The 24,769-nt window shown below is 62.1% G+C and carries 18 protein-coding genes; 15 read left to right on the forward strand and 3 right to left on the reverse strand.

Annotated features, from left to right (window positions below; all coding sequences use genetic code 11):
• The 13 genes from larC to ssb all read left to right on the forward strand — a co-directional run.
• Positions 1–1,042, forward strand: a 1,042-nt coding sequence (larC, locus tag BV106_RS08135; RefSeq protein ID WP_038163199.1) for a nickel pincer cofactor biosynthesis protein LarC, incomplete at its 5' end; no start/stop codon positions are given.
• Positions 1,026–2,441, forward strand: a complete 1,416-nt coding sequence (locus BV106_RS08140; RefSeq protein WP_265595440.1) for a DUF362 domain-containing protein — start codon at positions 1,026–1,028, stop codon at positions 2,439–2,441. The genes larC and BV106_RS08140, both read left to right, overlap by 17 nt.
• A gap of 17 nt (positions 2,442–2,458) precedes the next feature.
• A complete protein-coding gene (locus BV106_RS08145) occupies positions 2,459–3,865 on the forward strand; it encodes a phenylacetate--CoA ligase family protein (protein WP_038163200.1) in 1,407 nt (468 codons plus the stop codon).
• 699 nt (positions 3,866–4,564) lie between these two features.
• On the forward strand, positions 4,565–6,730 hold the full coding sequence (locus tag BV106_RS08150; RefSeq protein ID WP_265595441.1) for a bi-domain-containing oxidoreductase: 2,166 nt from the start codon (positions 4,565–4,567) through the stop codon (positions 6,728–6,730).
• Positions 6,731–6,745: 15 nt separating this feature from the next.
• A complete protein-coding gene (locus tag BV106_RS08155) occupies positions 6,746–8,569 on the forward strand; it encodes a heparinase II/III-family protein (protein WP_265595442.1) in 1,824 nt (607 codons plus the stop codon).
• Between the two features lie 35 nt (positions 8,570–8,604).
• On the forward strand, positions 8,605–9,906 hold the full coding sequence (locus BV106_RS08160) for a nucleotide sugar dehydrogenase (protein ID WP_038163204.1): 1,302 nt from the start codon (positions 8,605–8,607) through the stop codon (positions 9,904–9,906).
• Positions 9,907–9,911: 5 nt separating this feature from the next.
• Complete coding sequence (locus tag BV106_RS08165; RefSeq protein ID WP_038163206.1) at positions 9,912–11,102, forward strand: glycosyltransferase family 4 protein; 1,191 nt, start codon at positions 9,912–9,914, stop codon at positions 11,100–11,102.
• Between the two features lie 17 nt (positions 11,103–11,119).
• Complete coding sequence (locus tag BV106_RS08170; protein ID WP_038163208.1) at positions 11,120–13,015, forward strand: O-antigen ligase family protein; 1,896 nt, start codon at positions 11,120–11,122, stop codon at positions 13,013–13,015.
• Between the two features lie 116 nt (positions 13,016–13,131).
• On the forward strand, positions 13,132–14,070 hold the full coding sequence (locus tag BV106_RS08175) for a ribose-phosphate pyrophosphokinase (protein ID WP_038163211.1): 939 nt from the start codon (positions 13,132–13,134) through the stop codon (positions 14,068–14,070).
• Positions 14,071–14,139: 69 nt separating this feature from the next.
• Positions 14,140–14,814 (forward strand): 50S ribosomal protein L25, encoded by a 675-nt coding sequence (locus BV106_RS08180; protein WP_038163213.1) that lies wholly within the window; start codon positions 14,140–14,142, stop codon positions 14,812–14,814.
• 20 nt (positions 14,815–14,834) lie between these two features.
• Positions 14,835–15,464, forward strand: a complete 630-nt coding sequence (gene pth, locus BV106_RS08185; RefSeq protein ID WP_081891599.1) for an aminoacyl-tRNA hydrolase — start codon at positions 14,835–14,837, stop codon at positions 15,462–15,464.
• Positions 15,461–15,745 carry a 30S ribosomal protein S6 gene (gene rpsF / locus BV106_RS08190; RefSeq protein ID WP_038163216.1) on the forward strand — a complete coding sequence of 95 codons (285 nt, stop codon included), beginning with the start codon at positions 15,461–15,463 and terminating at the stop codon, positions 15,743–15,745. Before pth ends, rpsF begins: the two co-directional genes overlap by 4 nt.
• A gap of 235 nt (positions 15,746–15,980) precedes the next feature.
• On the forward strand, positions 15,981–16,589 hold the full coding sequence (gene ssb, locus BV106_RS08195) for a single-stranded DNA-binding protein (protein WP_038163218.1): 609 nt from the start codon (positions 15,981–15,983) through the stop codon (positions 16,587–16,589).
• A 357-nt stretch (positions 16,590–16,946) separates the two neighbouring features.
• Here ssb and BV106_RS08200 read toward each other — a convergent pair whose 3' ends face one another.
• The 3 genes from BV106_RS08200 to zwf form a co-directional block, all read right to left on the reverse strand.
• Positions 16,947–17,858 (reverse strand): methyltransferase domain-containing protein, encoded by a 912-nt coding sequence (locus BV106_RS08200; protein WP_051945405.1) that lies wholly within the window; start codon positions 17,856–17,858, stop codon positions 16,947–16,949.
• 285 nt (positions 17,859–18,143) lie between these two features.
• Complete coding sequence (locus BV106_RS08205) at positions 18,144–19,199, reverse strand: glucose-6-phosphate dehydrogenase assembly protein OpcA (protein ID WP_038163224.1); 1,056 nt, start codon at positions 19,197–19,199, stop codon at positions 18,144–18,146.
• A 52-nt stretch (positions 19,200–19,251) separates the two neighbouring features.
• Positions 19,252–20,793, reverse strand: a complete 1,542-nt coding sequence (zwf, locus tag BV106_RS08210; RefSeq protein WP_038163284.1) for a glucose-6-phosphate dehydrogenase — start codon at positions 20,791–20,793, stop codon at positions 19,252–19,254.
• A 284-nt stretch (positions 20,794–21,077) separates the two neighbouring features.
• Between zwf and BV106_RS08215 the strand changes: the two genes are divergently transcribed.
• Together BV106_RS08215 and BV106_RS08220 are read left to right on the forward strand one after the other, a co-directional pair.
• On the forward strand, positions 21,078–22,169 hold the full coding sequence (locus tag BV106_RS08215; RefSeq protein ID WP_038163228.1) for a winged helix DNA-binding domain-containing protein: 1,092 nt from the start codon (positions 21,078–21,080) through the stop codon (positions 22,167–22,169).
• A gap of 96 nt (positions 22,170–22,265) precedes the next feature.
• On the forward strand, positions 22,266–24,767 hold the full coding sequence (locus BV106_RS08220) for a M64 family metallopeptidase (protein WP_038163231.1): 2,502 nt from the start codon (positions 22,266–22,268) through the stop codon (positions 24,765–24,767).
• Positions 24,768–24,769 lie beyond the last annotated feature (2 nt).

The following is a 24,769-nucleotide window of genomic DNA, read 5'->3' on the forward strand; positions in this document are numbered from 1 at the left end:
GAATTGCTTCACCGCCACCAAGGTGGACGTGCTCGTGAGCCCCCAGCCTCACTCACGCCCCCTGCCTGAGATCGAGCGGGTGGTGCGGGAGAGCACGCTGAGCGACACGGTCAAACAGCAGGCCTTGCAGGTGATCCGCATCATCGCTGCCGAGGAGGCTCGCATTCACGGCATGCCGGTGGAGGAGGTGCATCTGCATGAGGTAAGTGGTGAAGACGCGATCATTGACATCGTGGGCACCATCGCGGGCATCGAACTCCTGGGGATTGATCGCGTGCACTGCAGTCCGCTGCCCTTGGGACGTGGCTTCATTCAGGGGGCTCATGGATCCATTCCACTGCCCTCACCGGCGACGGTGGGCATCTTGAAAGGCGTGCCCATTGTGGGATCGCCCATTCAAGCAGAACTGGTGACGCCTACGGGAGCGGCTCTGCTGAAACATCTGTCCTCGCGGTTTGGAGAGTTGCCCGCCATGCGTCTGGATGCGGTGGGCTATGGCGCGGGCACATGGGATCTTACCATCCCCAATCTCTGCCGCGTGTTCATCGGCGAAGGCTCCGGTGATTTGAAGTTCGACACGGACACGGTCGCGGTGTTGGAGACCAACATTGATGACCAGACGGCTGAGGAACATGGCCACATCATGGAGCGGCTGCTGGAAGCGGGAGCCCTGGATGTGACCATGACGCCCACGCACATGAAGAAGAACCGCCCGGGCGTGATCTTGAACGTGATCGCGAAGCCGGAGGATCAGCCAGCCATGCGGGATTTGATTCTCACGGAGACGAGCTCGCTGGGCGTACGTGAGCAGAACATGCAGCGCAGTACCCTGCCGCGCGACTGCATCCGGGTGAAGACCCAGTTTGGCGAGGCCATCGTCAAGGTCTCCCACCTGCCGGGCGGAGCGCACAAGTATGCGCCGGAGTTCGAGGAATGTCGCATCCTGGCCCGCAAGGCAGGGGTGCCTCTGCGTGATGTGTATGTCGCGGCTGAGGCTGCGGCCCGGTCCGTGCATGAAGGAGCACATGGACACAAACACTGACATGGGCACTCCCACTGAGTTGATTCCTGGTTTCGGTGTGCCTCTGGTCTCGGTAGAGCAGGGGGGCGCCAGCTATGCGGACGGGCCTGAAGTGGTGGCCATGACGCGACGGGCGCTGGAGGCGCTTGATCTGGCTCCGGACTTCATCCGGCCTGGCGAGAAGGTCGTGCTCAAACCCAACTGGGTGAAGGAGCATGACGAACGTCATCCCGGCCCGGATCAATGGGAGCATGTCGTGACTCATCCTTCGGTGATCGAAGGGGTCATCCGTTGGGTGGCACCGTTGTTGCGCGAGAGCGGCTCCATCATCATCTGCGATGCCCCTCAGACCGACTCCTCCTTCGCCACGCTGCGCAAATACTGCCGCCTGGATGAGATGGTGGCTCGCTGCCAGCAGGATTTCCCGGGGGTAAAGATCGCCCTGCTTGACCTGCGGCCAGAAGAATGGCACGCGGTGGACGGCGTGACCGTCAGCAAGACGGAGCTTCCTGGTGATCCTCTGGGCTCCACCCATGTGCGATTGAATGCGGACAGCGAGTTTGTCCGCTTTCACGGGCTCGGGAAGCTCTACGGAGCCTCCTACAACATGGCAGAGACCAATGAACGCCATCAGGAGGAGACGCACGAGTACATGCTCTGCCGCACGCCGATGGATGCGGACGTGCTCATCAACATCCCCAAGCTCAAGTGCCACAAGAAGGTGGGGCTCACTTGTGCGCTGAAAAACCTGGTGGGCATCAATGCCAACAAGAACTGGCTGCCGCACCATACCGAGGGCACGCCCGATCAAGGCGGCGACCAGTTCCCTGCAGCGACGGTGAAGGCGAAGCTGGAGCATTCGCTGATGGGCAAGATCAAGAAGGTGCTCTTTGGCAAACACCTCCTGAGCAAGCTTTTTGTCCCGTTGAAGAAAGTGGGACGTCTTATTTTCGGTGATACCCAGAAGGTGGTTCGATCCGGCAACTGGCATGGCAACGACACCTGCTGGCGCATGGTGGTGGACCTGAACAAATGCCTCTTTTATTTCGACGGCTCCGGCGCGCCTCGCACGAGCCCCCGTCGCTATCTCGCGGTAGTGGACGGCATCGTGGGCGGGGAGGGGAACGGGCCGATGGCTCCTGATCCCAAAGCCTGTGGCGTGATCGTGGCCGGGCAGAATCCGCTGGCCGTGGATACCGTGTGCGCCGGGTTGATGGGCTTCGACTGGCAGAAGGTGCGCATGCTGGCCGGAGCGTTTGATGTGAATCGCAAGCCGGTTTCCGGATTCAAGTTCGATGACATCACCGTGCGGTCCAATGATCCTCGCTGGAGCCGCTCCCTGAACCGGTTCGAGGCGGCGGACACGTATCATTTCAAGCCGCACTTTGGCTGGGTGAACCATGTGGAGCGCAAGTCGTAGCGTTCCAGATTGATTTCATGTCCCTGGAAGACAAGCTCTATCCACTTCTGCGGGTGTACGAGGCGGCCCCCCAACCGGTGAAGTCGCTGGTGGGACGGGCCTACCGGGCCATTCCGGCGCGCCTGCGTCACGGCAAGGAGTATGAGCGCTTCCAGCGCGAGGCTGCGGCGTCCGAAAGCTGGTCGCCTGAGGAGATCGCGACGTACCAGTTGAAGGAGCTGCGGGAGACGTTGCTCGCGGCTGGTGAGTCGTCCTTCTATCGGGAGCGATTCCAGGCAGTTGGCGTGGATCCTCGCGAGCTGGAATCGCTGGAGCAGTTGAAGGACTATCCGCTGCTCACCAAACAGGATTTGATTGCGAGCCGCGAGGAGATGGCAAACCCACGTTATGGTGCGGCGGACCGCCTCCACATCACTACAGGCGGCAGCAGCGGCGTGCCGGTCGGTTTCTACCTGCAAAAGGGAGTCAGCCGGCCCAAGGAGCAGGCCTATCTGGAGGCGCAATGGTCACGGCGCGGCTACCGGGTGGGCGACAAGGTGGCAGTGGTGCGGGGGATGGTGACCTCATCCAAGGCTCGTGGCGGCATCAGCTACTATGACGCCACGCGGAACTGGCTGGTACTTTCATCGTACCATCTTACCCCGGAGCGCATGGATGAGTATGTGACAGCCCTGAACCGGTTTCAGCCGCGCCATCTTCACATGTATCCTTCGGCCGCGCTGATCCTGGCGAGGTTGCTGGAGCAGAAAGGGCTGCAGCTTGCATTCAAGCCGGTGTCGCTGCTCTGTGGTTCTGAAAAGCTGACGCTGGAAACGCAGCAGTATCTGGAACGGGTGTTTGGTGCTCCGGTGTTCCATTGGTATGGGCACAGTGAGCGGGCGGTGCTGGCGGGCCAGGGGCGGCAGTCCAACCTGCTGCATTTCTGGCCGGGCTACGGCTACGTGGAATTCGGAGCGCCCACTGAAGAAGGATTTCAGGAGGTCATTGGCACCACGTTCCACAACCACGTGATGCCCTTGGTGCGCTATCGCACCGGTGACTACGTGAAGCTGGCGCCCCAAGGTGCAGGCGAGTGGCCGTGGCCCGCCGTGGAAGCCGTGGCTGGCCGGGAGTATGAGTTTCTCGTCAGTGCCACGGGCCGACAGATTTCATTGACCGCCATCAACATGCACGACCGGATCTTCGACGGCCTGTGCGCCGTGCAGTTTTATCAGGCAGAACCCGGGAAGGTGGAGCTACGGTATCAAGCCGGCCCGGGGTGGGGCGGTGCGACTCAAGGCATCCAGGATGGTCTTTTGCGGAAGTTAGGAGATGATTTTGATCTGGCTCTGCGGGAAGTGAAGGAAGTGGAAAAGACCACCGCGGGAAAGCACAAGTGGCTGGTGAAGGGGGAGGGGCTGGGAAAATTAGGAATTAGGAATTAGGAATTAGGAATTAGGAATGCGGGAATGCGGGAATGCGGGAATGCGGGAATGCGGGAATGCGGGAATGCGGGAATGCGGGAATGTTACGCTGTGTTTTGCCTTGAACCCGGAGGGTTCGCCATGAATAGCCATGGGTCGGCCGAGCATAGCGAGGACTACCCATGGTAGAGGTAGAGCAACTTGAACCGCGGAGCGGTTCGCCCATCGCAGCCAACCACCCCTGATGTCCATCTACACCCAGATCTTGTGCCACGTGGTGTTCCCGACCAAGGACCGGGAACGGGTTCTCGCCAAAACCGTCGGACACGGCGCAGCGGCCTCAGGGATGAAATGGAACGGTATCGGTGCATGTTCGTTTGGCCTTGATGCGAAAGTCAATGAAATGAGGACGTCACCCCAGGGGACGGTGTGCGCGATGGGCGAACCGCTCCGCGGTTCAATGCTCGCTACGCCAACCATAGGTAGTCCTCGTTTCACTCGGCCGACCTATGGCTATTCATGGTGAACCCTCCGGGTTCGAGTTTCGCGGTGCCATATAGGTTGACGCTAGCCAAATGATTTCTGCCGAGTTGAACTGAGCTGACTTGATATAGTCTCTGTCCCGTCCTCACCCTCTCCGCCCCAATCCTGTTAATCTTTTAAAATCTTGTTAATCCTGTCTGAAATACCGTCCACTACCCCCTCCACTTTCTCCCTACCTTGAAACAACTCGCACAATACCAGGACGGTCGGCTTGAACTGCAAGAGGTGCCGACACCGACTCCACCGCCCGGGGGCATCCTGGTGAGGGTCACGCATTCGGTGATCAGCCCGGGCACGGAAAAGATGAAGGTGGAGCAGGCGCGCATGTCGCTCCTGCAAAAGGCGAAGGCGCGGCCGGACCAGGTGAAGAAGGTGCTGGACACGGCCCGCACGCTGGGCTGGAAGGCGGCGATGGAGAAGGTGAAGAACCGGCTCGAATCGCCTTCACCTCTCGGCTACAGCGCGGCCGGGGAAGTCATTGCGGTGGACGAAGGCAACGCGAGGTTTCGTGTGGGAGATCGTGTGGCTTGTGGCGGCGCAGAGTGTGCGTTTCACGCCGAACTGGTGGCGGTGCCAGATCTGCTGGCGGCCCCAGTGCCGGATGGCGTTGCGGGCTGGCAGGCGGCCTACACAACACTGACCTCCATCTCCCTGCAGGCGGTTCGCCAAGCGGACGTGAAATTGGGGGATAGGGTGCTGGTCATGGGGCAGGGGTTGGTGGGGCAACTGGCCACCTCTCTCCTCGCTGCGAGCGGCGCGCGCGTCATGGGCGTGGACTTTGTGTCGTCACGTCTGGAGGTGGCCCGGCAGATGGGGGCCGAGCGAGTGGCGCATCCCGGTCAGACGAAGGTCGAAGATGCCGTGCGCGAGTGGACAGAAGGACTGGGTGTGGATGCGGTGCTGCTGTGCGTGGGGGGCAAGTCTCCGGCTCCGGCAGAGCAGGCTATCACCTGTCTGCGGGATCGTGGTACGATGGTGATCGTCGGCATCTATGACGCCACGCTGGAGTGGAAGACCGCGTACATGAAGGACATCCAGGTGCGCTACTCCCGCAGCTATGGCCCAGGGCGCTATGATCCCCAGTATGAATGGGGCGGGCGGGACTACCCGGTGGGTTATGTGCGGTGGACCGAGAACCGCAACTTCGAGGCGGCGCTGCACTTGATGAAGTCCGGCGGATTGAATCTTGCTCCGGTGACGACCCGTCGGGCCGCCTTTCATGATGCCGTCTCGGTGTACAATGATCTGATGGCTTCAGACAACGCGGACATTGGCGTGGTTCTGGAGTACGCATCATCTTCCTCGGGATCGGGCGAGATCGTGCCAACGATCAACACCCGCCCGGCACCGGAGGTTCGAGGAGAGAAGAGACTGACGGGGTCCGTGCCCGCGCTTCACGTCATTGGGGCGGGCAACTTTGCCCGCACCATGCTGCTGCCACATCTGAAAGGGCGGGTGCCCTTCGGAACCATCGTCAATCAGACCAGCCTGAGTGCCCGGCATGTAAAGGAGAAGTTCGGCTTTGCCGAGGCGGCGACGGATGCCGCATCCGTGCTGGCCGCCTCACCGCAGAACGCGGGGGTTGTCATTGCCACCCGACACCATCTGCACGCGCCTCTGGTGCTCCAGGCGCTGGCGAAGCAGGCACACGTCTTCGTGGAGAAGCCGTTGTGTCTCACGCGTCAGGAACTCACGGAGATCGATGCGGCCATGGCCTCTTCCTCCGGCAGTGTGCTGGTGGGTTTTAATCGTCGTTTTGCCCCGGCGACGGCGGAAGTGAAAAAGGCTCTCTCTGGCATTCCTGGACCGAAGACGCTGGCCTTTCACGTCTTCGCGGGCAAGCTGGCTCCGGATCATTGGTACGCGAACTTGGATGAAAGCGGCGGGCGGGTGCTGGGGGAGGCGTGCCATTTCTTTGACTTTGCGTGCCATCTGCTGGGACGTCCCATTCAGGTCTCGGCGCAGACGGTGTGGCCGGTACGAGGAAGTCACAGTTTCCCGGACTCTGTCACAGCGCAGATCGCCTTCGAGGACGGCTCCTGTGCCCAGATCATCTACACGGCGGAAGGCGACTACGCGTTCCCCAAGGAGACGTTCCGCGTCTTTGCCTCGGGTCTGGTGGCGGAGTGTGAGAACTTCCAAAAGCTGACGCTGTACAAGGGCCGCAAGGCGGTGACACACAAGTATGGCTCCAAGGGGCACGCTGAAGAGATGCAACAGTGGGCGGCCTTCCTGAGCGGCGGCGGACCGCATCCGCTGCCGTATGCGGACGCCCGTCAGAGCATGTTGCTGACCTTTGGCGTGCTGGAGAGCCTCCAGCAGAATGCTCCGGTCAAGCTGTAGGTCTGGTTTCAAATCATGTCGATAGGATGGTATCTGCATCGCCTCCGGGCGATGAGCGCCCCGGAGCTTTGGCACCGAGTGACGGAGCGCTGGAAACACCGGTCGGATGCGGGCTTCGCGGAGCGTGTTCGCCCGGTGAAAACAGGCGCACGCGCGCCGGGTGTTCCTCATTTGCCAGAGGCCACCCAGGCTCCGGCATCGCTGAAACAACGGCTTGCTGAAGATGCCGCTGGTCTTCAGGCAGGCCGATGGCATCTCTTTGGCTGGCGGGAGGTGCAACTGGCCTGTCCGCCTTCATGGCATCGCGATCCCCTGGGCGAACATGTGACGTCCAAGGACAGGCTGGCGCATCGATTGAATCACCGATCGTTGCCCGCGGGGGTGGATGTGCGCACCCTGTGGGAGATCAGCCGGTGGTCCGAAATGGTGCGTCTGGCCATGCACGGCTGGCTGAACCAAGATGCTGCGGCCATCTCGACTGCCCGGGATTGGCTGGAGGACTGGGTTCAGGAAAATCCGGCAGGCTATGGCATTCACTGGACGAGCCCGCTTGAGGTGGGGTTACGGCTCATCAACTTCACGTGGTTCGATGCTCTGGTTGAGGCCACGGGAGACGCGACCCTCCAGGAGCGGCAATCCCGTCTGACCCAGCTGGTGGTGGTGCCCCACGCCCTCTGGGTGTGGCGATACTTGTCCTTTGGCTCCTCTGCCAACAATCACCTGCTGGGGGAGCTGGCGGGGCTGTTGCATGCGGTGAAACGCTGGCCGGTGCTGGAGACGGTGGTCTGCCCGGCCGGACGGTTGTGGTCCGAGGTGGAGCGTTGTGTCCTCGAACAGTTCGCGCCGGACGGGGGCAATCGTGAGCAGGCGCTGCACTACCACCTCTTTGCCTGGGAGATGGCGTGGCACTGTGCCCGCCTCATGAAAGTGGAGCGTGGTGAGGCCTGGCAGCGTTTGTTGCGGGCGGCGACATTCTTTACCCATGCCGTGCAAGCCACCGAGCCCTGGCACTATGGCGACTCCGACGACGCCGAGGTGGTGCCGCTTTGCCTGGACCGACATCTGGCGGAGGGGGAGTGGCAGGCCTGGCTGATGGGTCGGACGTCTGGGGAATCCCTGCGCTTCTGGTTGGGAACTCCGCCGAAGGCCGCCATGGCGACCTCCGGCTGGTGGGTGGCACCCGACAGCGGGATGGCGGTCTATGAAAATCACGGGTGGAAGCTCCGGGTGGATGCCTCGCCGCTCGGATACGGGGCCATGGCCGCCCACGGGCATGGGGACGCGCTGCATCTCTCGGTATGGGATGGTGATCTCGCGTTGCTCATTGATCCGGGGACCGGCGGCTACTACGGGATGAAAGAGCAGCGCAATGCCCTGGCCGCCTGGGAGGCTCACAATGGCCCCCAACCAACGGACGGCTTCCAAACCCCGCGTCGCCTTGGCACCTTTCTGCTTCTGGACCATCATGGGGTGCCCCGGTTGGAGGATGAAGGCGGCAGGTTGACCGCCAGTCTCCAGCACGAGGGCAGGGACTGGAAACGGTCTGTGACCCTGGTCGGGGATGACCAGATCACCATTGAAGACACCGTGACGGGAGGGGCCGCCTTTGACCTGCGCACCCGCTGGCACTTTGCTCCTGAGGTGGAGGTGACTCCGGCCGGTCAGGCGGAGTTCCTGTTGCAACGGAATGGCAGGCGCTGGCGGGTTGTGTTCGAGAATGCCACCTCCTGCGCCTTGATGACCGGACTGGCCTCCCGTCGTTATGGCAGCTTTGAGGACTGCCCTGTGATTGAGGTGGTCGGAGAATTGAACGTAAAAAGTGTTTGGACGCGGGAGTGATCTCGTGATGGTGGGCGCGAGCACTTCACAGCACTATGCAGGTTAGCATTTTTGGACTCGGATATGTCGGCGCCGTCACCGCAGCCTGTCTTGCGGACAAAGGTCATGGAGTCATCGGAGCCGATGTGCAGCAGGCCAAGGTGGACGCCTTCAATGCCGGGGAGTCGCCGATTGTCGAACCCGGTCTGGATGCCCTGATGCAGGCAGCCCGGCAGGCCGGACGCCTGCGGGCCACCACGGATGTGACGGAGGCCGTCTCGGAGTCGGAGGTTTCGATCGTCTGTGTGGGCACGCCCTCGCTGGAGTCCGGGCGGTTGAATCTGGACTTTGTGCGGAAGGTCTCCCAGCAACTGGTGGACGCCGTGAAGGAGAAGGACGGGGCGCATACCATCATCTTCCGCAGCACCATGCTGCCCGGGAGCACCCGCTCCATGGTGCACGATTTCTTCCAGCCGCTGCTCGATGCCGGGCTGGTGACCATCTACTACTGCCCGGAGTTCCTGCGGGAAGGCACGGCGGTGCGCGATTTCCGTGAACCCTCGCTCTGTGTGGTGGGCACGCATGATGGCAGTCCTCCCGCCGGCACTGAGCCGCTGGAGCTTCTCGGGGAGAACGCGGAGATCCTTGCCTGGGAAGGGGCGGAGACCATCAAGTATGCCTGCAACTACTTCCACGCGCTCAAGGTGGGGTTTGCCAACGAGATCGGCCGCGTCAGCAAGCACCTGGGGGTGGACGGCAGCCGCATCATGGATGTGGTCTGTCGGGATGAGAAGCTGAACATCTCCCGTTATTACATGAAGCCCGGCAACCCCTTTGGCGGCTCCTGCCTGCCGAAGGATGTCAGCGCCTTGAGCTCCTTCGCCCGCATGGAAGGGGTGAGCCTGCCGGTGCTGGACAGCGTGCTGAGCAGCAACCAGTCTCACCTGGATGCGCTGCTGAAGCTCATCACCAGCAAAGGTTCCCGGAAAGTGGGCATCCTGGGCCTGGCCTTCAAATCGGACACGGATGACCTCCGAGGCAGCCCCATGGTGGCGGTGGCGGAGACGCTGCTGGGCCGGGGCTACCAGTTGAGCGTGTATGATCCGCAGCTCAATCTCTCCCGCCTGATGGGGGCGAATGAAGCGGAGATGCAACGTCGCATGCCTCACCTGGCGCAACTGCTGCGGCCGACGGCGGCCGAGGTGGTGGCGCAGAGCGAGGTGGTGATTGCCGCGCAGAAGTGCGCTCCTCTGGAGGAGCTGGCCACTGCGGCCACGCCAGACCATTGGGTCATCGACGTCAACGGATGGCGGGACCTCCAATCGCTGTCCTGGAAGTACGAGGGAAGCTGCTGGTAGAGCCCATGTCGAAGCCCTTGCGCATCCTCATTGTTGTCGAGAACCTGCCGGTGCCTCTGGACCGGCGGGTGTGGCAGGAGGCCTGCGCGCTGCGGGATGCCGGGCACGATGTCACCGTGATCTGTCCGCAGATGCGGGGCTACACCACGCCGGAGGAGGTGCTGGATGGCATCCAGATCTACCGCCACTGGATCACTGAGGAGGCCAAGGGCATCAAGGGGTTCCTGGGCGAGTACGCCAGCGCTCTGTGGGGCGAGTTCTTCTGCGCGATCAAAGCCTGGCGACGCAAGGGGTTCGATGTGGTGCATCTGTGCAACCCGCCAGATCTGTTGTTTCTCGTGGCGCTGCCCTTCAAGTTGATCGGGGGCGTGAAGGTCATCTTCGATGTGCATGACCTTTGGCCGGAGATGTTTGAGGCCAAATTTGGCCGCCGGGGGCTGCTCTACTGGGCGGTCCGGATCGCGGAGCGATGCACCCTGGCCCTGGCCGATGTGGTGATGGCCACGAACCAGAGCGTGCTGGCGGCAGTGAAGCAGCGTGGCGGGAAACAGGACGATGACGTGTTCGTTGTTCGTACAGCCCCGAACCGCCTCAACACTTCCCTGCCTGTGGACGAAGGCCTCAAGAAGGGGCGCAAGCACCTGGTGGGCTACATCGGGGTGATGGGCAATGCCGATGGCGTAAACTACCTGGTGGATGCCGCCCGCTACATTGTGCGGAACCGCAAGCGGGACGATGTGCAGTTTCTGCTGATGGGCTCAGGCCCTGAGCATGCGGATTTGGTGAAACAACGGGATGCCCTGGGGCTGCAGGATCATGTGGACATGCCGGGCCGGGTCAGCAACGAGTTCCTGTTCACTGGGCTGAAGACGATGGACCTGGGCGTGGCGTGCGATCCCATCAATGACTACAACGACCACTGCACCATGAACAAGACGCTGGAGTACATGGCGTTTGGCAAGGCGCAGGTCATGTTTGGCACGCGGGAGGGACGCTATTCCGCCGGGGAAGCGGCCCGCTACGTCATGGAGAACTCCGCCGAAAAGCTCGGGGATGCGATCTTGGAAATGCTGGATGATCCCGCTGCCCGGGAACAGCTGGGACGCACGGGTTACGAGCGTCTGACCAGGGAGCTGAGCTGGGAAAAGTCCGTCGAGCAGTTGCTGGCGGCTTATGAGCGGGCCGTCCAGCCCTGAGATTCACAAAAGACACGATGGCTGCACGATTCATCACTGCTGTCATAGTAGGGCTCTTCCTTCTGGGCCTGCTGCTGACGGGTGTGTTGGGCACGGAGACGCGCCTGCTTTTCTACTGGCCTGCGTGCGTGGCGTTGGGCCTCGCGGCCGTGGGAGCTTCCTTGAGGTGGCGCTGGCGGCTGAAGTTCGCTCCGGCTGATCTCTGTCTGGCATCGGTGCTGGTGCTCGGGGCCTATTTGGTCGGGCGGCAGCTGACTTCGCCGGTGGTGGCGCATGCCCGGGAGGATCTTTTCATTCTGCTGGGCTGTCTGGTGACCTACACGCTCTCGGCCACCGTGCTGAGTCATCCGGGGGCCCGGCTGTGGGTTCTAGGAGTACTGCTCTTCACCACGCTGGGAAATCTGGTGGTGGGGTTCATCCATTTCTCCGGTCGGTGGTCGTTTCACGTGGTGCCCAGCTACATGCGGGCCTTTGGCGACGAACAACGCATCGGTGGGTTCTACAACAACCCCAACCACCTCGCGGCTTTCCTGACGATGATGTCCCTGGTGCTGGCCGGTATGGCGCTGTTCGGCCGCGGTGGGGCGGCGCGGAAGCTCCTGCTTGGGTTTGTGGCGCTGGCCGCGGCGATCGGCGTGGCGCTGACGGTGAGCCGGGGCGCGCTGGTGGGGCTGGCTGCCGGTGGGGTGGTGCTGGCCGCGCTGAGTCTTTTCATCTTGTGGAAGACCTATCCGCATCTGGTGGGAAAGCTGCTGATCGCGACGGCGGTGGTGCTGACCATGGGGGGCATGGTGCTCTTTGGTGTGTTTTCGGAGCAGTTGCAGCGCCGCTTCGGCATGTCGGTGTTCTCGGAAGGAGAGCCCCGGATGCAGATCTGGAAGGCAGCGCTGGAGCAGCATCAGACGCATCCCCTGATCGGCGCGGGCGCCCGCATGTTCTATGAAGGTTGTGTGACCTACCGCCAGGCCATTGCCCCGCTCTGGCTGCAGGAGGCGGAGTTTGTGCACAACGAATGGCTCCAGATGCTGGCGGACTACGGCTGGGTGGGGCTGGTGCTGCTGCTCGTGGTTCTAGGCATGCACTTGCGCAATGCGGCCGGATTTTTCCGGTGGTTTGTCACGGACAAGTTCGATCGCACGGCCACGCTCATGAGCAACGGGCTGGGACTCGCCGTCGGTGCCACGGCCGCCATCGTGGCCACCATGGCGCATGCGGGGTTCGAGTTTCATTTTCATGTGGCGGCGCCGGCCCTGCTTGCCGCCTACCTGTTGGGAGTGCTGGCCAACCCCGGCTTCTCTCCGGTGGGGCAGAAGCCGCTGCGGGTGCCTGGATGCCGGCCGTTGCTGAAGTTCGCCCTCCTCGCGGCCGGGGTGGTCATGCTCTTCGGTTCTTGGAAATATGGTCGTGCCGAATTCTACGCGGAAAAGGCCTCGCTGCTTGAGAAGGACAAGAGCCCCGAGGTGACGATGGAGCGGCTCGACTGGCTGACCCGTGCCCTGGAACTGGATCCCGATAACGGCGACTACTGGTACCAGCGAGGACTGGTGAGGCTCGAGACCGCAGCCGGGCAGCCCGTGACGTTGGCGAAGAGTCTGTTGAAAAGGGGCGCTGAAGATCTGGAGCGCGCCCACCAGATCAATCCCTACAGCATGTACCCCTCCCTGGCTCTGGCGGATGCGTGTGACGCCCTTGATGAACCCGTGCAGGCGCTGCAGGCCATCGATGATGCGCTCCGCGTCGCGCCGTTGTATGAGATGCCCCGGCTGGCCTATGCCCTCCATCTGCACCGTCAGCAGCGCTGGGCGGAGGCGGAAGAGGCCTACTTCTGGGCAGATCAGGCCGCAGCCGGACGGACCGGGGAGGCGCATCCTTTTTATTTGAGGATGCTCAAGGATGCCGCCGCGGCCCCGTAGCGAACGATTCAAGGTTCAAGATCACGCCCAAGGGGCCGGGACTCTCCCGGTCCTTTTTCGTTTCCCTGCATCGTCGGGTTGATTTGTCAGGGATTCTTTGTTCACTGCGCCCTTTCATGAACAGCAAGCTCAGAATCCTCAGCGGTACCGCCCATCCTGCCTTGTCCCAAGCCATCGCGGACAACTTGGGGGTGCCCCTGGGTTCGGCAGTGGTCGAGACTTTCCCAGACGGTGAGACCTTCGTGCAGATCAACGAGAACATTCGTGGTCGTGATGTCTTCATCGTCCAGCCGACCTGCCCGCCGGCCAACCAGAACCTGATGGAGCTGCTGATCATGGTGGATGCCGTGCGGCGCGCCAGTGCCCACCGGATCACGGCTGTGCTGCCGTTCTTCGGCTACGCCCGTCAGGATCGCAAGGACCGTCCCCGCGTGCCCATCACCGCCAAGCTGGTGGCCAACCTCCTGGTCGCTGCCGGGGTGAACCGCGTGCTCACCATGGACCTGCACGCTGGGCAGATTCAGGGCTTCTTCGACATCCCGGTCGATCATCTCTACGCTTCTCCCGTGCTTATCAAAGCCATCCGCGAGCGGGGTCTGGAAGACATTGTGGTGGTCTCCCCGGACGTGGGCGGCCTGAAGATGTCCCACGCCTATGCGAAGGCCTTGGGGGCTCCGTTTGCCATCGTCGCCAAGAATCGTATCAGCGCCGAGGAAGTCGAGGCCCTGAGCGTGATCGGTGATGTGAAGGATCGCAACGTCCTTCTGGTGGATGACCTCACGGAATCCGCCGGCACGCTGACCGCCGCCGCCCGCTTGCTGGCGGAGAAGGGGGCCAAGAACATCTACGCCGGCGTTTCCCACGGCGTCCTGAGTGAAAAAGGGCATGAGCGCCTGAAAAATTCACCGATTATTGAGCTCTTCTCCACGGACTCCGTTCCGCAGGCGCATGGCAATAAAGTCACCGTATTGAGCGTGGCACCCCTGCTGGGAGAGGCGATCAAGCGCATCCATTCGGACGAGTCGGTGACGTCACTCTTTGACATCAGGGGTTGACAGTTTTCGGAAAGCGGGTAGCTTCCCCGCCCTTTTCCCAAAACCGATATACCTCAGGAGACCTCGATCATGGCCAAAATTCTCGATTTGCAAGCCAAGGTGCGCACCGCCGAAGGCACCAGTGCCGTTAAGCGCCTGCGTAAGGCCGGCAGCATCCCTGCCGTCATCTACGGCAAGAAGCACTCGAACGCCAAGGTCGAAGTGAACAGCAAGACGTTCACCTCCATCATCGAGCACAGCGCCTCCGACAACATCCTCGTCAACCTGAAGATTGACGGTGAAGCCAGCGACTCCCTTGCCTTGGTGCAGGAAGTGCAGCATGACTACCTTCGCGGTGGCATCCTTCACGTTGACTTCCACGCTGTGAATGCTGACGAAGATATTCACGCCTCCGTTCCTGTGGTTCTCAGTGGTGTTGAAGCTGCCGAGAAAAAAGGCGGCAAGCTCGAGTTCGTGCTTCACAGCCTGGAAGTGCATTGCCTTCCCAAGGACCTTCCTGAGTCGATCGCCCTTGACGTGGCTTACCTGAACGTCGGCGAAGCCACTCACGTGCGTGAACTCACCCTTCCTGAAGGCGTCTCCACCAAGCTGGAAGGCGACGTTGTTGTGGCCATCTTGAAAGAGCCTCTCGTGGCTGAAGAGACTGCCGCCCCGGCCGCTGACGCCAAGGCTCCAGCCAAGGGCAAAGCTGCTCCGGCTGCCAAGGCCGCCGCTCCGGCTGCCAAGCCTGCCGCCAAGAAGTAATCAACTTCTTCTGACTGGATGTGTCCGGGGGTGGTCAAAAATTGCTGATTCGGCCAAGGCTGATTGTCGGCTTAGGCAACCCCGGACGCGAGTACGCCGAGACGCGCCACAACATTGGATTCATGGTCGTGGACGCGCTCGCCGGTCAATTCTCCGCCCCTTGGGGGCACGAGAAGCGCTGGGATTGCGCTCTCGCCAAGTTTTCGGGTGGATGGCTCCTCAAGCCATTCACCTATATGAATGCCAGCGGCGAGGCGGTGTCTTCCGTCTGCCGCTTCTACAAGATTCAGCCGGAGGAGGTGCTCGCCGTCTATGACGACGTGGATCTGTCCCTCGGCTCGATGCGTTTCCGGATGAACGGCCGACCAGCTGGTCACAATGGCGTCAGATCTCTGATTTCCCACCTTGGCACGGAGGAGTTCCCCCGTCTGAAAGTGGGCATTGCCGGGGAACAGGGCCGTCCTGCGGGTGACCGCATGGTGGGCCATGTGCTCGGCCGCTTCAGCGAGGCTGAGCAGCCCCAGGTGCAGACTGCCGTGAGCCGGGCCGTGGAGGCCGTGCGCTCCGCACTCAACACCGGCCTGGAAAACGCGATGAATCTCTACAACCGCAAAGAATCAACCACGAACCAAACTACGCCAAAACCATGAGCCGCAAATACGAAGCGATGATTGTCCTCGACATGAAGGGCAAAGAGGAAAACGTCGAGACCCTGGTCAGCCAGCTGGGCCGCGAGTTCGAACAGAACGGTGCCAAGCTCGAGCAGGTGGACAACCTCGGGAAGAAAAAGTTCCCCTACGCTCCCCGCCACGTGGAGTCCGGCTACTACATCAATTTCCAGTTTGAAGCTGCTCCTGAGGCCATCATCGGTCTTCAGACGAAGCTCAAGCTCAACGAGAACATCTATCAGCAGTACTTCCAGCGCCGCTAATTGCGGTGATCTGGGCTGCGGCTCCTCCGCCTTTGGATCTTCCGGATCCCGGGCAAGGAAGTGAGGTGCCCGCTGCTGTCTGTTTTGCAGTTCCTCCAGCGGGCGGATTGATGATCCGCCCCGCCCTCCAGCCAGCATTCTGCTGCGCCCGGGCGGGTCGTGTCTAGGAGACACGGGTCGCAAAGTCCAAAAACCTGTCGCCAAACTGGGCGGCGCCCGCTAACTTCACCGCGCTATGGCTTCGTACAACAAAGTGATGCTCATGGGGAATCTCACGCGAGATCCCGAAGTCCGGTACACCCCCAAAGGCAGCGCTGTGGCTGATTTGGCGATCGCGGTGAACCGTGTGTACACGGCCGAGAATGGCGAGAAGCGCGAGGAAGTGACCTACGTGGACGTGGTGTTGTGGGCTCGTTTGGCTGAGTTGGCCGGTCAGTACCTGCACAAGGGGCGTCCGGTCTTCATTGAAGGTCGTCTGCAGATGGACCAGTGGGAAGACAAGCAGACCGGCCAGAAGCGCAGCCGACTGCGTGTGGTGGGCGAGGTCATGCAATTCCTCGACAGCAAGCGTGAAGGCGGCATGGACGATGGCGGCCAGGGCGGTGGCGCAAGCAGCAGTGGTCCCGGCGGCGGCGGTGGTGGTGGCGGTTATCAGCAGCGTCCTCCGCAGCAAGCGCGTGGCGGCGGCGGTGGTGGTGGTTATGGAGGCGGCGGCGGTGGTGGCGGCAGCGGTTACAGTTCCCGTCCGCCCCAAGGTGGCAATCGCCCTGCTCCCGCAAACAGCGACGACTTCGGCGACGGTCCCATTACGGACGGCCTGGAAGACGACGATATTCCGTTTTGATCGGCGGAAGCGCGATTCGCGATCTTGATTTCAGATAGAAAAGGACCGGCTCAGGCTGGTCCTTTTTTGTTTGGGGTGCGGGCGTGTGGCGAAGGCGAATGGGGATGGCGAGACGTTGGCTGGTAGGGTGGTCATGGTGGTCAGGGTCTGGGTTGGCAGGAGGTTGTTTCATCCCTTCGGCGCCTGAGCCGATGGGGACCATCGGACTACTCCTGTGGCGTCGCTGAAGGTGTAGTCCGGACGTGCCGTCCGGCTGTGGGAGCGTGAGAGGGAAGGCTTTCGTTGGTCGAGGGCGCGTGAGCTTGTGCCCGCATCCTACTTCAGGGAAGAATCTCGACTGGTTCCGTCTGCCGTTCCCTACCGATCCGACTTCGGCCTCGAACCCGGCTCGGCCCGGTCCCAGATCTCCACTTCCTCTTTCTTCAGCACCATGATGACCTCGTGGCCGTTGCGCAGCAGGCCTTCAAACTCCCAGGGAAATCCGAAGTCTGCCTTCAGCCTCATGAACATTTCCAGCATGTCGAACTGGGTCCAGACGTGGAAGTGGATGTCCAGGTGGGGTAGGGCGTGAACTTCCTCTTTGGTGAGGAGTTCCTTGGTCATGGTATTCGAGCCGATCCCTTTGATGGCGTTGTGGCGGTGCACGTCCAGATAGTGGTCGTACAAGCTTTGGGCCGGGCCTTCCTGGTGATCTTTTACCAGGTGTTCGTAGGGGGTGATGGGCCGGTTGAAGTCGAAGCTGTAGCGCTTGTCTGGGAGGGTGATGAAGAGGTGGCCTCCCCACTTCAGCTTGCTCATGAAGACCTTCAGCGTGCTGATCACATCCTGGCAATGCTCCAGCATGTGGTTCGCAATGAGGTGGTCCAGGCTGTCGTTGGGGATGAGCTCCAGCTTTTCGCCGTCGCCCACATAATCCACATGAACGAGTTCGTTGCCCTCAGCCACCAGTTCAGGGCAGCGGGCCTTGTTGTCCTCGGCGCTCAAGTAGTCGTAGTACTTCGTCACCACGCCATCGGCGGTGGGGGTGGGGCGATGCAGGGCACCGATCTCCAATCCTTTTCCCCGCAGGAAACGGATGCTCATGAAGGCGCGACCCTCGTCGATCATGGGGCCGACCCCCTTGTTCCTGCCCAGGCGTTTCCTCGCCGCGTTCAGCTCCTTTTTCAGGGTCCCCAGTTCCTTTCGGGCGGCATCGAGTTTCTGCCGCGTGTCGTCGAGTTTCTGCTGCAACGAGCTGGCAGTCTTGGCTTTAACGAACGGAAATTTCATGGAACAGCAAGGGCGACTGCCGTGCTGAGCGGGGCGTCTGTGGGGCACCTGTAGCAGGGGCCATGACCGGGCACTGGGAGCACTGGAGTCCTCCCTCCAGAAAGCATTTTGCATGCATTTTGACAAGTGCATTCGCCACGGTTGTGACTGTTGCCATCAGACATGATTCGGCGCGGTCAATCATGCCGCTCCAACGGGTTCGGCGGTCCGTCGCAAACAAAAGGCCGCAGTCCGAAGACTGCGGCCTAAGCGGGGAAATTAAAGGGAGCAGAGGGGAGACCGAACCTAGCCCAGCATCTGACGGAGCACGGGCACCATCTGCACGTACAAACTCTGGCCACCCAGGCGGCTGAGCTGATCCGTGATGAGGGCGGGATCGTCTGGAAGGTCGGCCGGCAGGCTTTCTTCGTTAACGTGCTCACCCAATTGTACGCGGGTGCAGATGCGGTTGCCGCCGCAGGCGCGGTTCACGGTGAACTTGCCGCCCGCGGTGACCAGCGTCATTTCCTGAAGCGGTTCGCTGCCGGTGCCTTCATGCACATTGACCGTGACGATCTGTCCGTCCTGAAGCACGAGAGCGAAGCGATCGCTTTCGCGTTTCAACTCACACTTCATGCGGACGGCCATCCAGGCGACTAGCAGCAGGCCCGCGATGCGCTGGCCGGGGGCGTGTACCACCTCGATGCTCTGGAGTTGCTGAAGTTCGGCGATCGCGGCGGCGGACTGGAAACAGGATGCCAGCGCGGTGCGGAAGAGGTGGGAGCGCAGCCAGCTCAAATCATAGCTGCGGAACCGGGCGGTCTTCTGGCTCTGGGCTTCTTCCAGGGTGGAGAAGGCCTTCGCCGGGTCGGTCCAGGTGGAGCTGTCCACAAAGAGCAGGTCGAACACACTGTAGAGGCGTTCGCTGAAGCTCTGGGTCAGGTCCCCCTGCCACCAGCAAACCAGCGGAAGGTCGGAGTCCAGGTGGGCAAAGACGATGTTCCGGACCTCGTCCAGATTGCCGCCCTGCAGCAGGAAGGAAATCTGCTCACTGCAGACGGACTTGTGGCCCTCATGCAGCTGGCAGTGGGCGGTGATCCAGGCGCGGGGCTTGGCGGCGGTCTCACCCGGCTGGGCCAGGATCAGCAGGCCACGACAGGCGTGCTCCTGGGTGATCTCAGCCAGAAGGGCGGTGTTCTTCTCCAGGGAGGATGACTCCTCGCTGTAGATGGCAAAGTTCATCAGGGAGGCCTTGGTGCGCGCGTTGTCCGCGCCCCAAAGTTCCTTCAGCGCCTTGTCCACCCGGCCCAGGGGGACTTCCTGGCCCAGGATGGCTAGCGAATCTTCCGTAAGGGTGCTCATGTGCTCAGTCAGTCAGGCAGCAGGGTAGCTTAGCAGACAGGGGAAGAGACGACTAGAGGCGACGCCAGACGCGGCCATCGCTCTGGAGGAGCTCGTCCGCTTCTTTCGGGCCCCAGGATCCGGCAGGGTACTCGCACATGGGCGGCTGCGCGCCGTCATTGTGCCAGGCGTGCTCGATCTCGTCGATGAAGGCCCATGCGTTCTCCACTTCGTCACGACGGGCGAAGAGGGTGGCATCACCGGCCATGGCGTCCAGGAGAAGGCGCTCGTAGGCTTCCGGGCTGGCCTTGCCGAAGCTGGTGCTGTAGCGGAAGTCCATCTTCACCGGCTGCATGAGGAGCTGCACGCCGGGGAGCTTCGACATCATGCGCAGGGAGATGCCCTCATCCGGCTGGATGCGGAACACCAGCACGTTGCGGGTGCCGCCCTGTCCCTTCGTGGCGAAGGGAACTTGCGGCGGGTGGTTGAAGTGCACGGAGATTTCGGTCGCCTTCTTCGGAAGCTGCTTGCCCACGCGCATGTAGAAGGGCACGCCCTGCCAGCGCCAAGTGTCGATGAAGAGGCGCAGAGCCACGTAGGTCTCCGTATTGGACTGCGGATTCACGCGGTCTTCCTGGCGGTAGCCGACTCGTTCCACACCGTCCACGCTGCCTTTGGTGTACTGGGCGCGGATCACGTTTTTGGCGATCTCGTCCGTGCCACGCCAGCGGCGCAGGGAGCGGATGACCTTTACCTTCTCATCGCGCACGGCGTCGGCGCTCAGGCCAGTCGGAGGCTCCATGGCCACCAGGCTCAGGAGCTGGAAGAGGTGGTTCTGCACCATGTCACGCAGGGCGCCGGCGGTATCGTAGTAGCCACCGCGGCCGCCTTCCATGCCGAGGTTCTCGGCACAGGTGATCTCCACGTGATCAATGAAACGGCTGTTCCAGAGCGGCTCAAAGATGTGGTTGGCAAAGCGCATCACCATGATGTTCTGGGCGGTTTCCTTGCCCAGGTAGTGGTCGATGCGGTAGGTGTCGCTCTCGTGGAAGGTGGCGTTCACCACTTCGTTGAGGTGGCGGGCGGTCTTGAGATCCTTGCCGAATGGCTTTTCGCAGACCACACGGGCCCACTTGCCACCCGCGCCTTCGTTCAGGCCGCTTTCGCGGAGCATGAGCATGATCTGGTCAAAAAACTCAGGGGCCGAGGCGAGGTAGAACAGGCGGTTGGCGGGAGCACCACGCTCGGCATCGAACTTTTCCAGCAGGACCTTGAGGGCCTTGTAGCCTTCCAGGTCCTGGAACTCGCTCTTGTGGTAATGGATGCTGCTGCCGAAGTTGGCCCAGACCGTCTCGTCGTGGCCCTGGCGGGAATGCTTCTTGTTGGCCGCTTCCAGCTCGGTGCGGAATTCTTCGTCGCTCTTGTCGCGGCGGGCAAAGCCCACCACCTTGAACTGCGGGGGCAGGTCGCCACCCACGGCCAGATTGTAGAGGGCGGGAATCAGCTTGCGGTGGGTCAGGTCCCCGGTGGCACCAAAGATCACCACGGTGCAGGGCTCGGCGCTGTGGCGTTGAATGAGCGTTTCCTGGAAGGGATTCTCGAAGTCTTCGGACATGTGCTGTGGCAGAGGGGAGAGGGAGATTGGAAGCACCTGAAGCCCGGAGGCCATCAGGGGTGGGCAGACTACGCCGCGAAAAACCGCCGTGCAACCACGGAGCGAGCCCCCCGCAAGTCAGGGCAATGAAAGGTTTTCATGCGGGTGATGAGCGGGAACTGGCGGATCATGAACGGGTAACGACTGGGAGGGGGATGGGGGATGCAGGGCGAAAGTGTCGGAAAAGCTCCACTGGCACCCTGCTTGCAGATTCATCGGGGGTGGTGCAGGTATCGGGCCACGCCATGACGCCCGCTGAAGCTGCCCGCATTCGATCCGGTTCCCAAGGTCTGGCCCCCGGAGGTCCGACCTTCCCATCCGCCGGGGCGGTGGTGGAGCATCTGGGCGGGATGCAGGCGCAGGATTTCCTCCAGGCCCTATGGGCGCTGGGCTCGCGGTTGCCGGAGGGTGCCACGGAAACCCAGGTGGAGGAGGCCATCGCCCGTCGGGAACTCGTCCGCACCTGGCCCATGCGGGGCACGCTGCACTTCGTCCCCACGGCGGATGTGCACTGGATGCTGGAGCTGCTTACTCCGCGGGTCATCGCGGGCACCGGCACCCGGCAGAAACAACTCGAGCTGGATGCCTCCGTCTTTGCCAAAGCAGAGAAGGTGCTTCTCAAAGCCCTGCGCGGTGGCGGCATGCTGAGCCGGGAGGACATGCAGGCGACGCTGGACAAGGCGGGCATCTCCACGGCGGGACAGCGGGGCTACCACATCCTCTGGCGCCTGAGCTCCGAGCGCCTCCTCTGCGTCGGCCCGCGCACCGGTAAATCGCAGACCTTTGTGCTGCTGGATGAATGGGTGACGGCACCCCGCAAGCTGGACCGGGCGGCCTCGATCGCCCTGCTGGCGGAACGTTATTTCCTGAGTCGAGGTCCGGCGTCCCTGGCCGACTTCGCCGCCTGGTCGGGGCTGACCATGCCGGACGCCCGCGCCGGGCTGGAGGCCGTGAAGCCGAAGCTGGCGAAGGACACGCTGGAGGGCACGGAGATCTGGTACTCACCGGATGTCGCCCCGCCTGCCGCGAAGAAGCCGCAGGTGCGGCTGGTGGCCGGGTTTGATGAAATGATCCTCGGCTACAAGGACCGCAGCCCCTCCATCACCGATCCAGCCCATGCCGCGAAGATCGTCCCTGGTGGCAATGGCATCTTCAATCCCGTGATGCTGGTGGACGGGCGCGTCATCGGCATCTGGAAGCGGACGATCAAGAAGAAGTCGGTGGAGGTGCAGTTGCAGCCCTTCAGCCCGCTGAGCCAGACGCAGCGCAAGGCCTTTGCGAAAGAAGCGGACCGCTACGGTGCTTTCTTGGGTCTGGCGGCGAGTATCGCGGAGTGAGTTTTTTCCATTTCGTGGCGACCAGGGCCTGGATCGACTGCGTTTTCCTACTGCGGCGTCCCGGCACGCTGAAGAAGAAGAGGAGGTGTTGTTGCCATGGCTCTGCTCCCTTTGAACTGGAAAGAAGGTGAAGGCTACGACATCCACGTGCTGCGGGGTGGTCCGCCGTCACGCTCGCTCATGGATGCGATCGAGGTCCCGGCAGATGTGCCCAACACCACGGCCTCGCTCACGTTTACCCCTTTGTTCGCCGGACCTCCGGGTGCCCAATCCATCGCGGTGGATCTGTTCACCGGCAGCGTGACGGCCACGGTGCCCGCCGATCCCACGCGCCCCAAGCTGAACAACTTTCTCGTGAACGTTCAGTTCCGGGACACGCTCGATCCCCAGGCGCGGGACTTTCGCGCGGAGTACCGCGTGCATGTGCATGATGGCATTGAAAAGCTGTGGCTGACGCCTTCCGTGCTCACGGCCCACCTGGGTGCTGATGAAATCCGATACACGGTGTTGGCGCTGTTTACCGATGGCGTGGTGGGGGACATCACGGACTGGGAATCGTTGCAGTACATCAGCGACACGCCGTCCGTGATAGGTTTCAGCTCTCAGGGGGTGCTCAGTGCCAAGGCTGCCAGTGGATCCGCGAACATCACGGCCCGCCTGCAGTTGAGCTCGCCCTCGGTGAACCTCACCTCGCCCCCCGCCCGGGCGCTGGCGGCACCTTCGTGGGTGGATGTGGCGGGGAGTGCGCGCTTTCACTTCATCGCCGGCCCCTGTGCTCCCAATGCGGCGGATCCCAGCAGCGCCGCGCGGGACAGCGTGCAGACGGTGGTGGACAGCGCGACGAACATCCTGTTTGTCGCGGAAGGTTTCAGCGGTCCATTGCGGGGTGACTTCAACAATCTGGTGGCCACGATGGTGGAGGATTTGAGGTCCAAGTCACACCTCGAACCCTATCCCCTGCTCAAGGGGGCGATCAACTACTGGTCCGTCTATCTGCCATCGGAGGAGAATGGGATCACCGCGCTGGGTGATCATGTCTATGAAGGGGCGTCGTTCACCGCATCGCTGGTGCCGCACATCGCCTTTGGTCCCACCACCGCGACATCATGGAGCCTTTCCCAGATGCTGCGGGAAGTGGGCTTTCCCACTCTGCCGGAGGTGGACACCCCGTTTCTACCGTCTCACGTGAACCGCTGGCAGAGGTTCTATGGCCCTCACGTGACACAGGACAAAACGCGGGCGGCTTATCCCGCGTGGACCAATCTGGCCTTGAGGACGCTCATCAACGAACGCTCCACAGCGTTTGGTCTCGCAGTCTCGGACCGGCCCCGGGCCCATCCCGCCACGCGGCTGGAGAACTCGCTGCGGTATGACTTTCGGCGGACCAGTGAAGTGAGCCTGCGGACTTTTGTGGAGGCGTTAAAATACGGAGGCTATCCTGTGGGGCAGACGTGGCAGAGTGGGGCGGGGGATGACGGACTGGTTTGCTTTGTCTGTCTCTCAGACCGGATCGGTGCCCAGGCCCGGTATGGCAACGGCTACATCACCGCAAGCACGGGGAGGAGGCGATTCGACAAGTTGGAGAAGGTGACTTCAGGAGGCTGGCAGGCGCAGGTCTCGCCGCCCATCACACACTCTCGCACTTTGCTGGCCTCCGTGATTTCCCATGAGCTCTCGCATGCACTGGGTCTGTGGGATGAGTACGGCGATGGTCGGGGGACCCGGCTGCTGGTGAAGCCCGCCGATCTGGATGATTTTCCCAATGCGGAGGCCGGCAATGACATCACGACCCTGGCCTCCACCGGAGTGGTGCAGTTCGACAAGTTGCAGCGGCTGAAGTGGAACTGGCCGCGACTCACCAAGGCGGGGGTGCTGACGGATCTGCCGCGCCGGTCGCTCAACGGCTATCACCTTGCGGTCGTTGGCGGACATGGCACCCAGTTCGCCTTGGGAGATGTGGTGCGCTTCCGGGAGTGGCCGGTGGCGAAGCGTCCAGCCGATGATCCCTTCACCGCCTTTCACCGCACCTCGGGCCTTCAGTTTCAGGTGGTGGCGCACGATGCTGATTCTGTCTCGGTGGTACCGCTGAACTCCGGGGGCCAGCCGGTGGATGTGGACAGTCCCCGGCCGGGGCAGATGGATCCGCGAAGCTGGACGGAGATTCTGCACGCGACGTTCGTCCCTGATGTCGGCCATGCGGTCGTGGTGCCATTGCAAGCCAGCGGTGCCGATGTCGGGCTGGTGGCCCCGGTGATCCTGCAACACATCGTGTCCAGCAACGGGCCGCTCAATGCGCCGGAGCTGCAGCCTGCGGCGGTCTGCGTGGCAGCGCGGAGTTCCAACTCGGTCATGACGCCCACCAATCTGCCTCGCCTGACCCGCAGCCCGAGAACGAGAGCGGACATTCTGGGCGTGTATGAAGGAGGAAGTTATAACGACTGCGGCGTCTACCGGCCCGCAGGCAGGTGCAAGATGCGCAACACGGACACGACCATCCCGTTCTGTCATGTGTGTCGGTATGCCTTGGTGGATCGGGTGTCGCCACCGCATCATCCTGTGTTGGATGCGGGTTATGAGCGCGTGTATCCGCAGGGGTAAGT

The sequence above is a fragment of the Verrucomicrobium sp. BvORR106 genome, from assembly GCF_000739655.1.
Taxonomy (GTDB): domain Bacteria; phylum Verrucomicrobiota; class Verrucomicrobiia; order Verrucomicrobiales; family Verrucomicrobiaceae; genus Verrucomicrobium.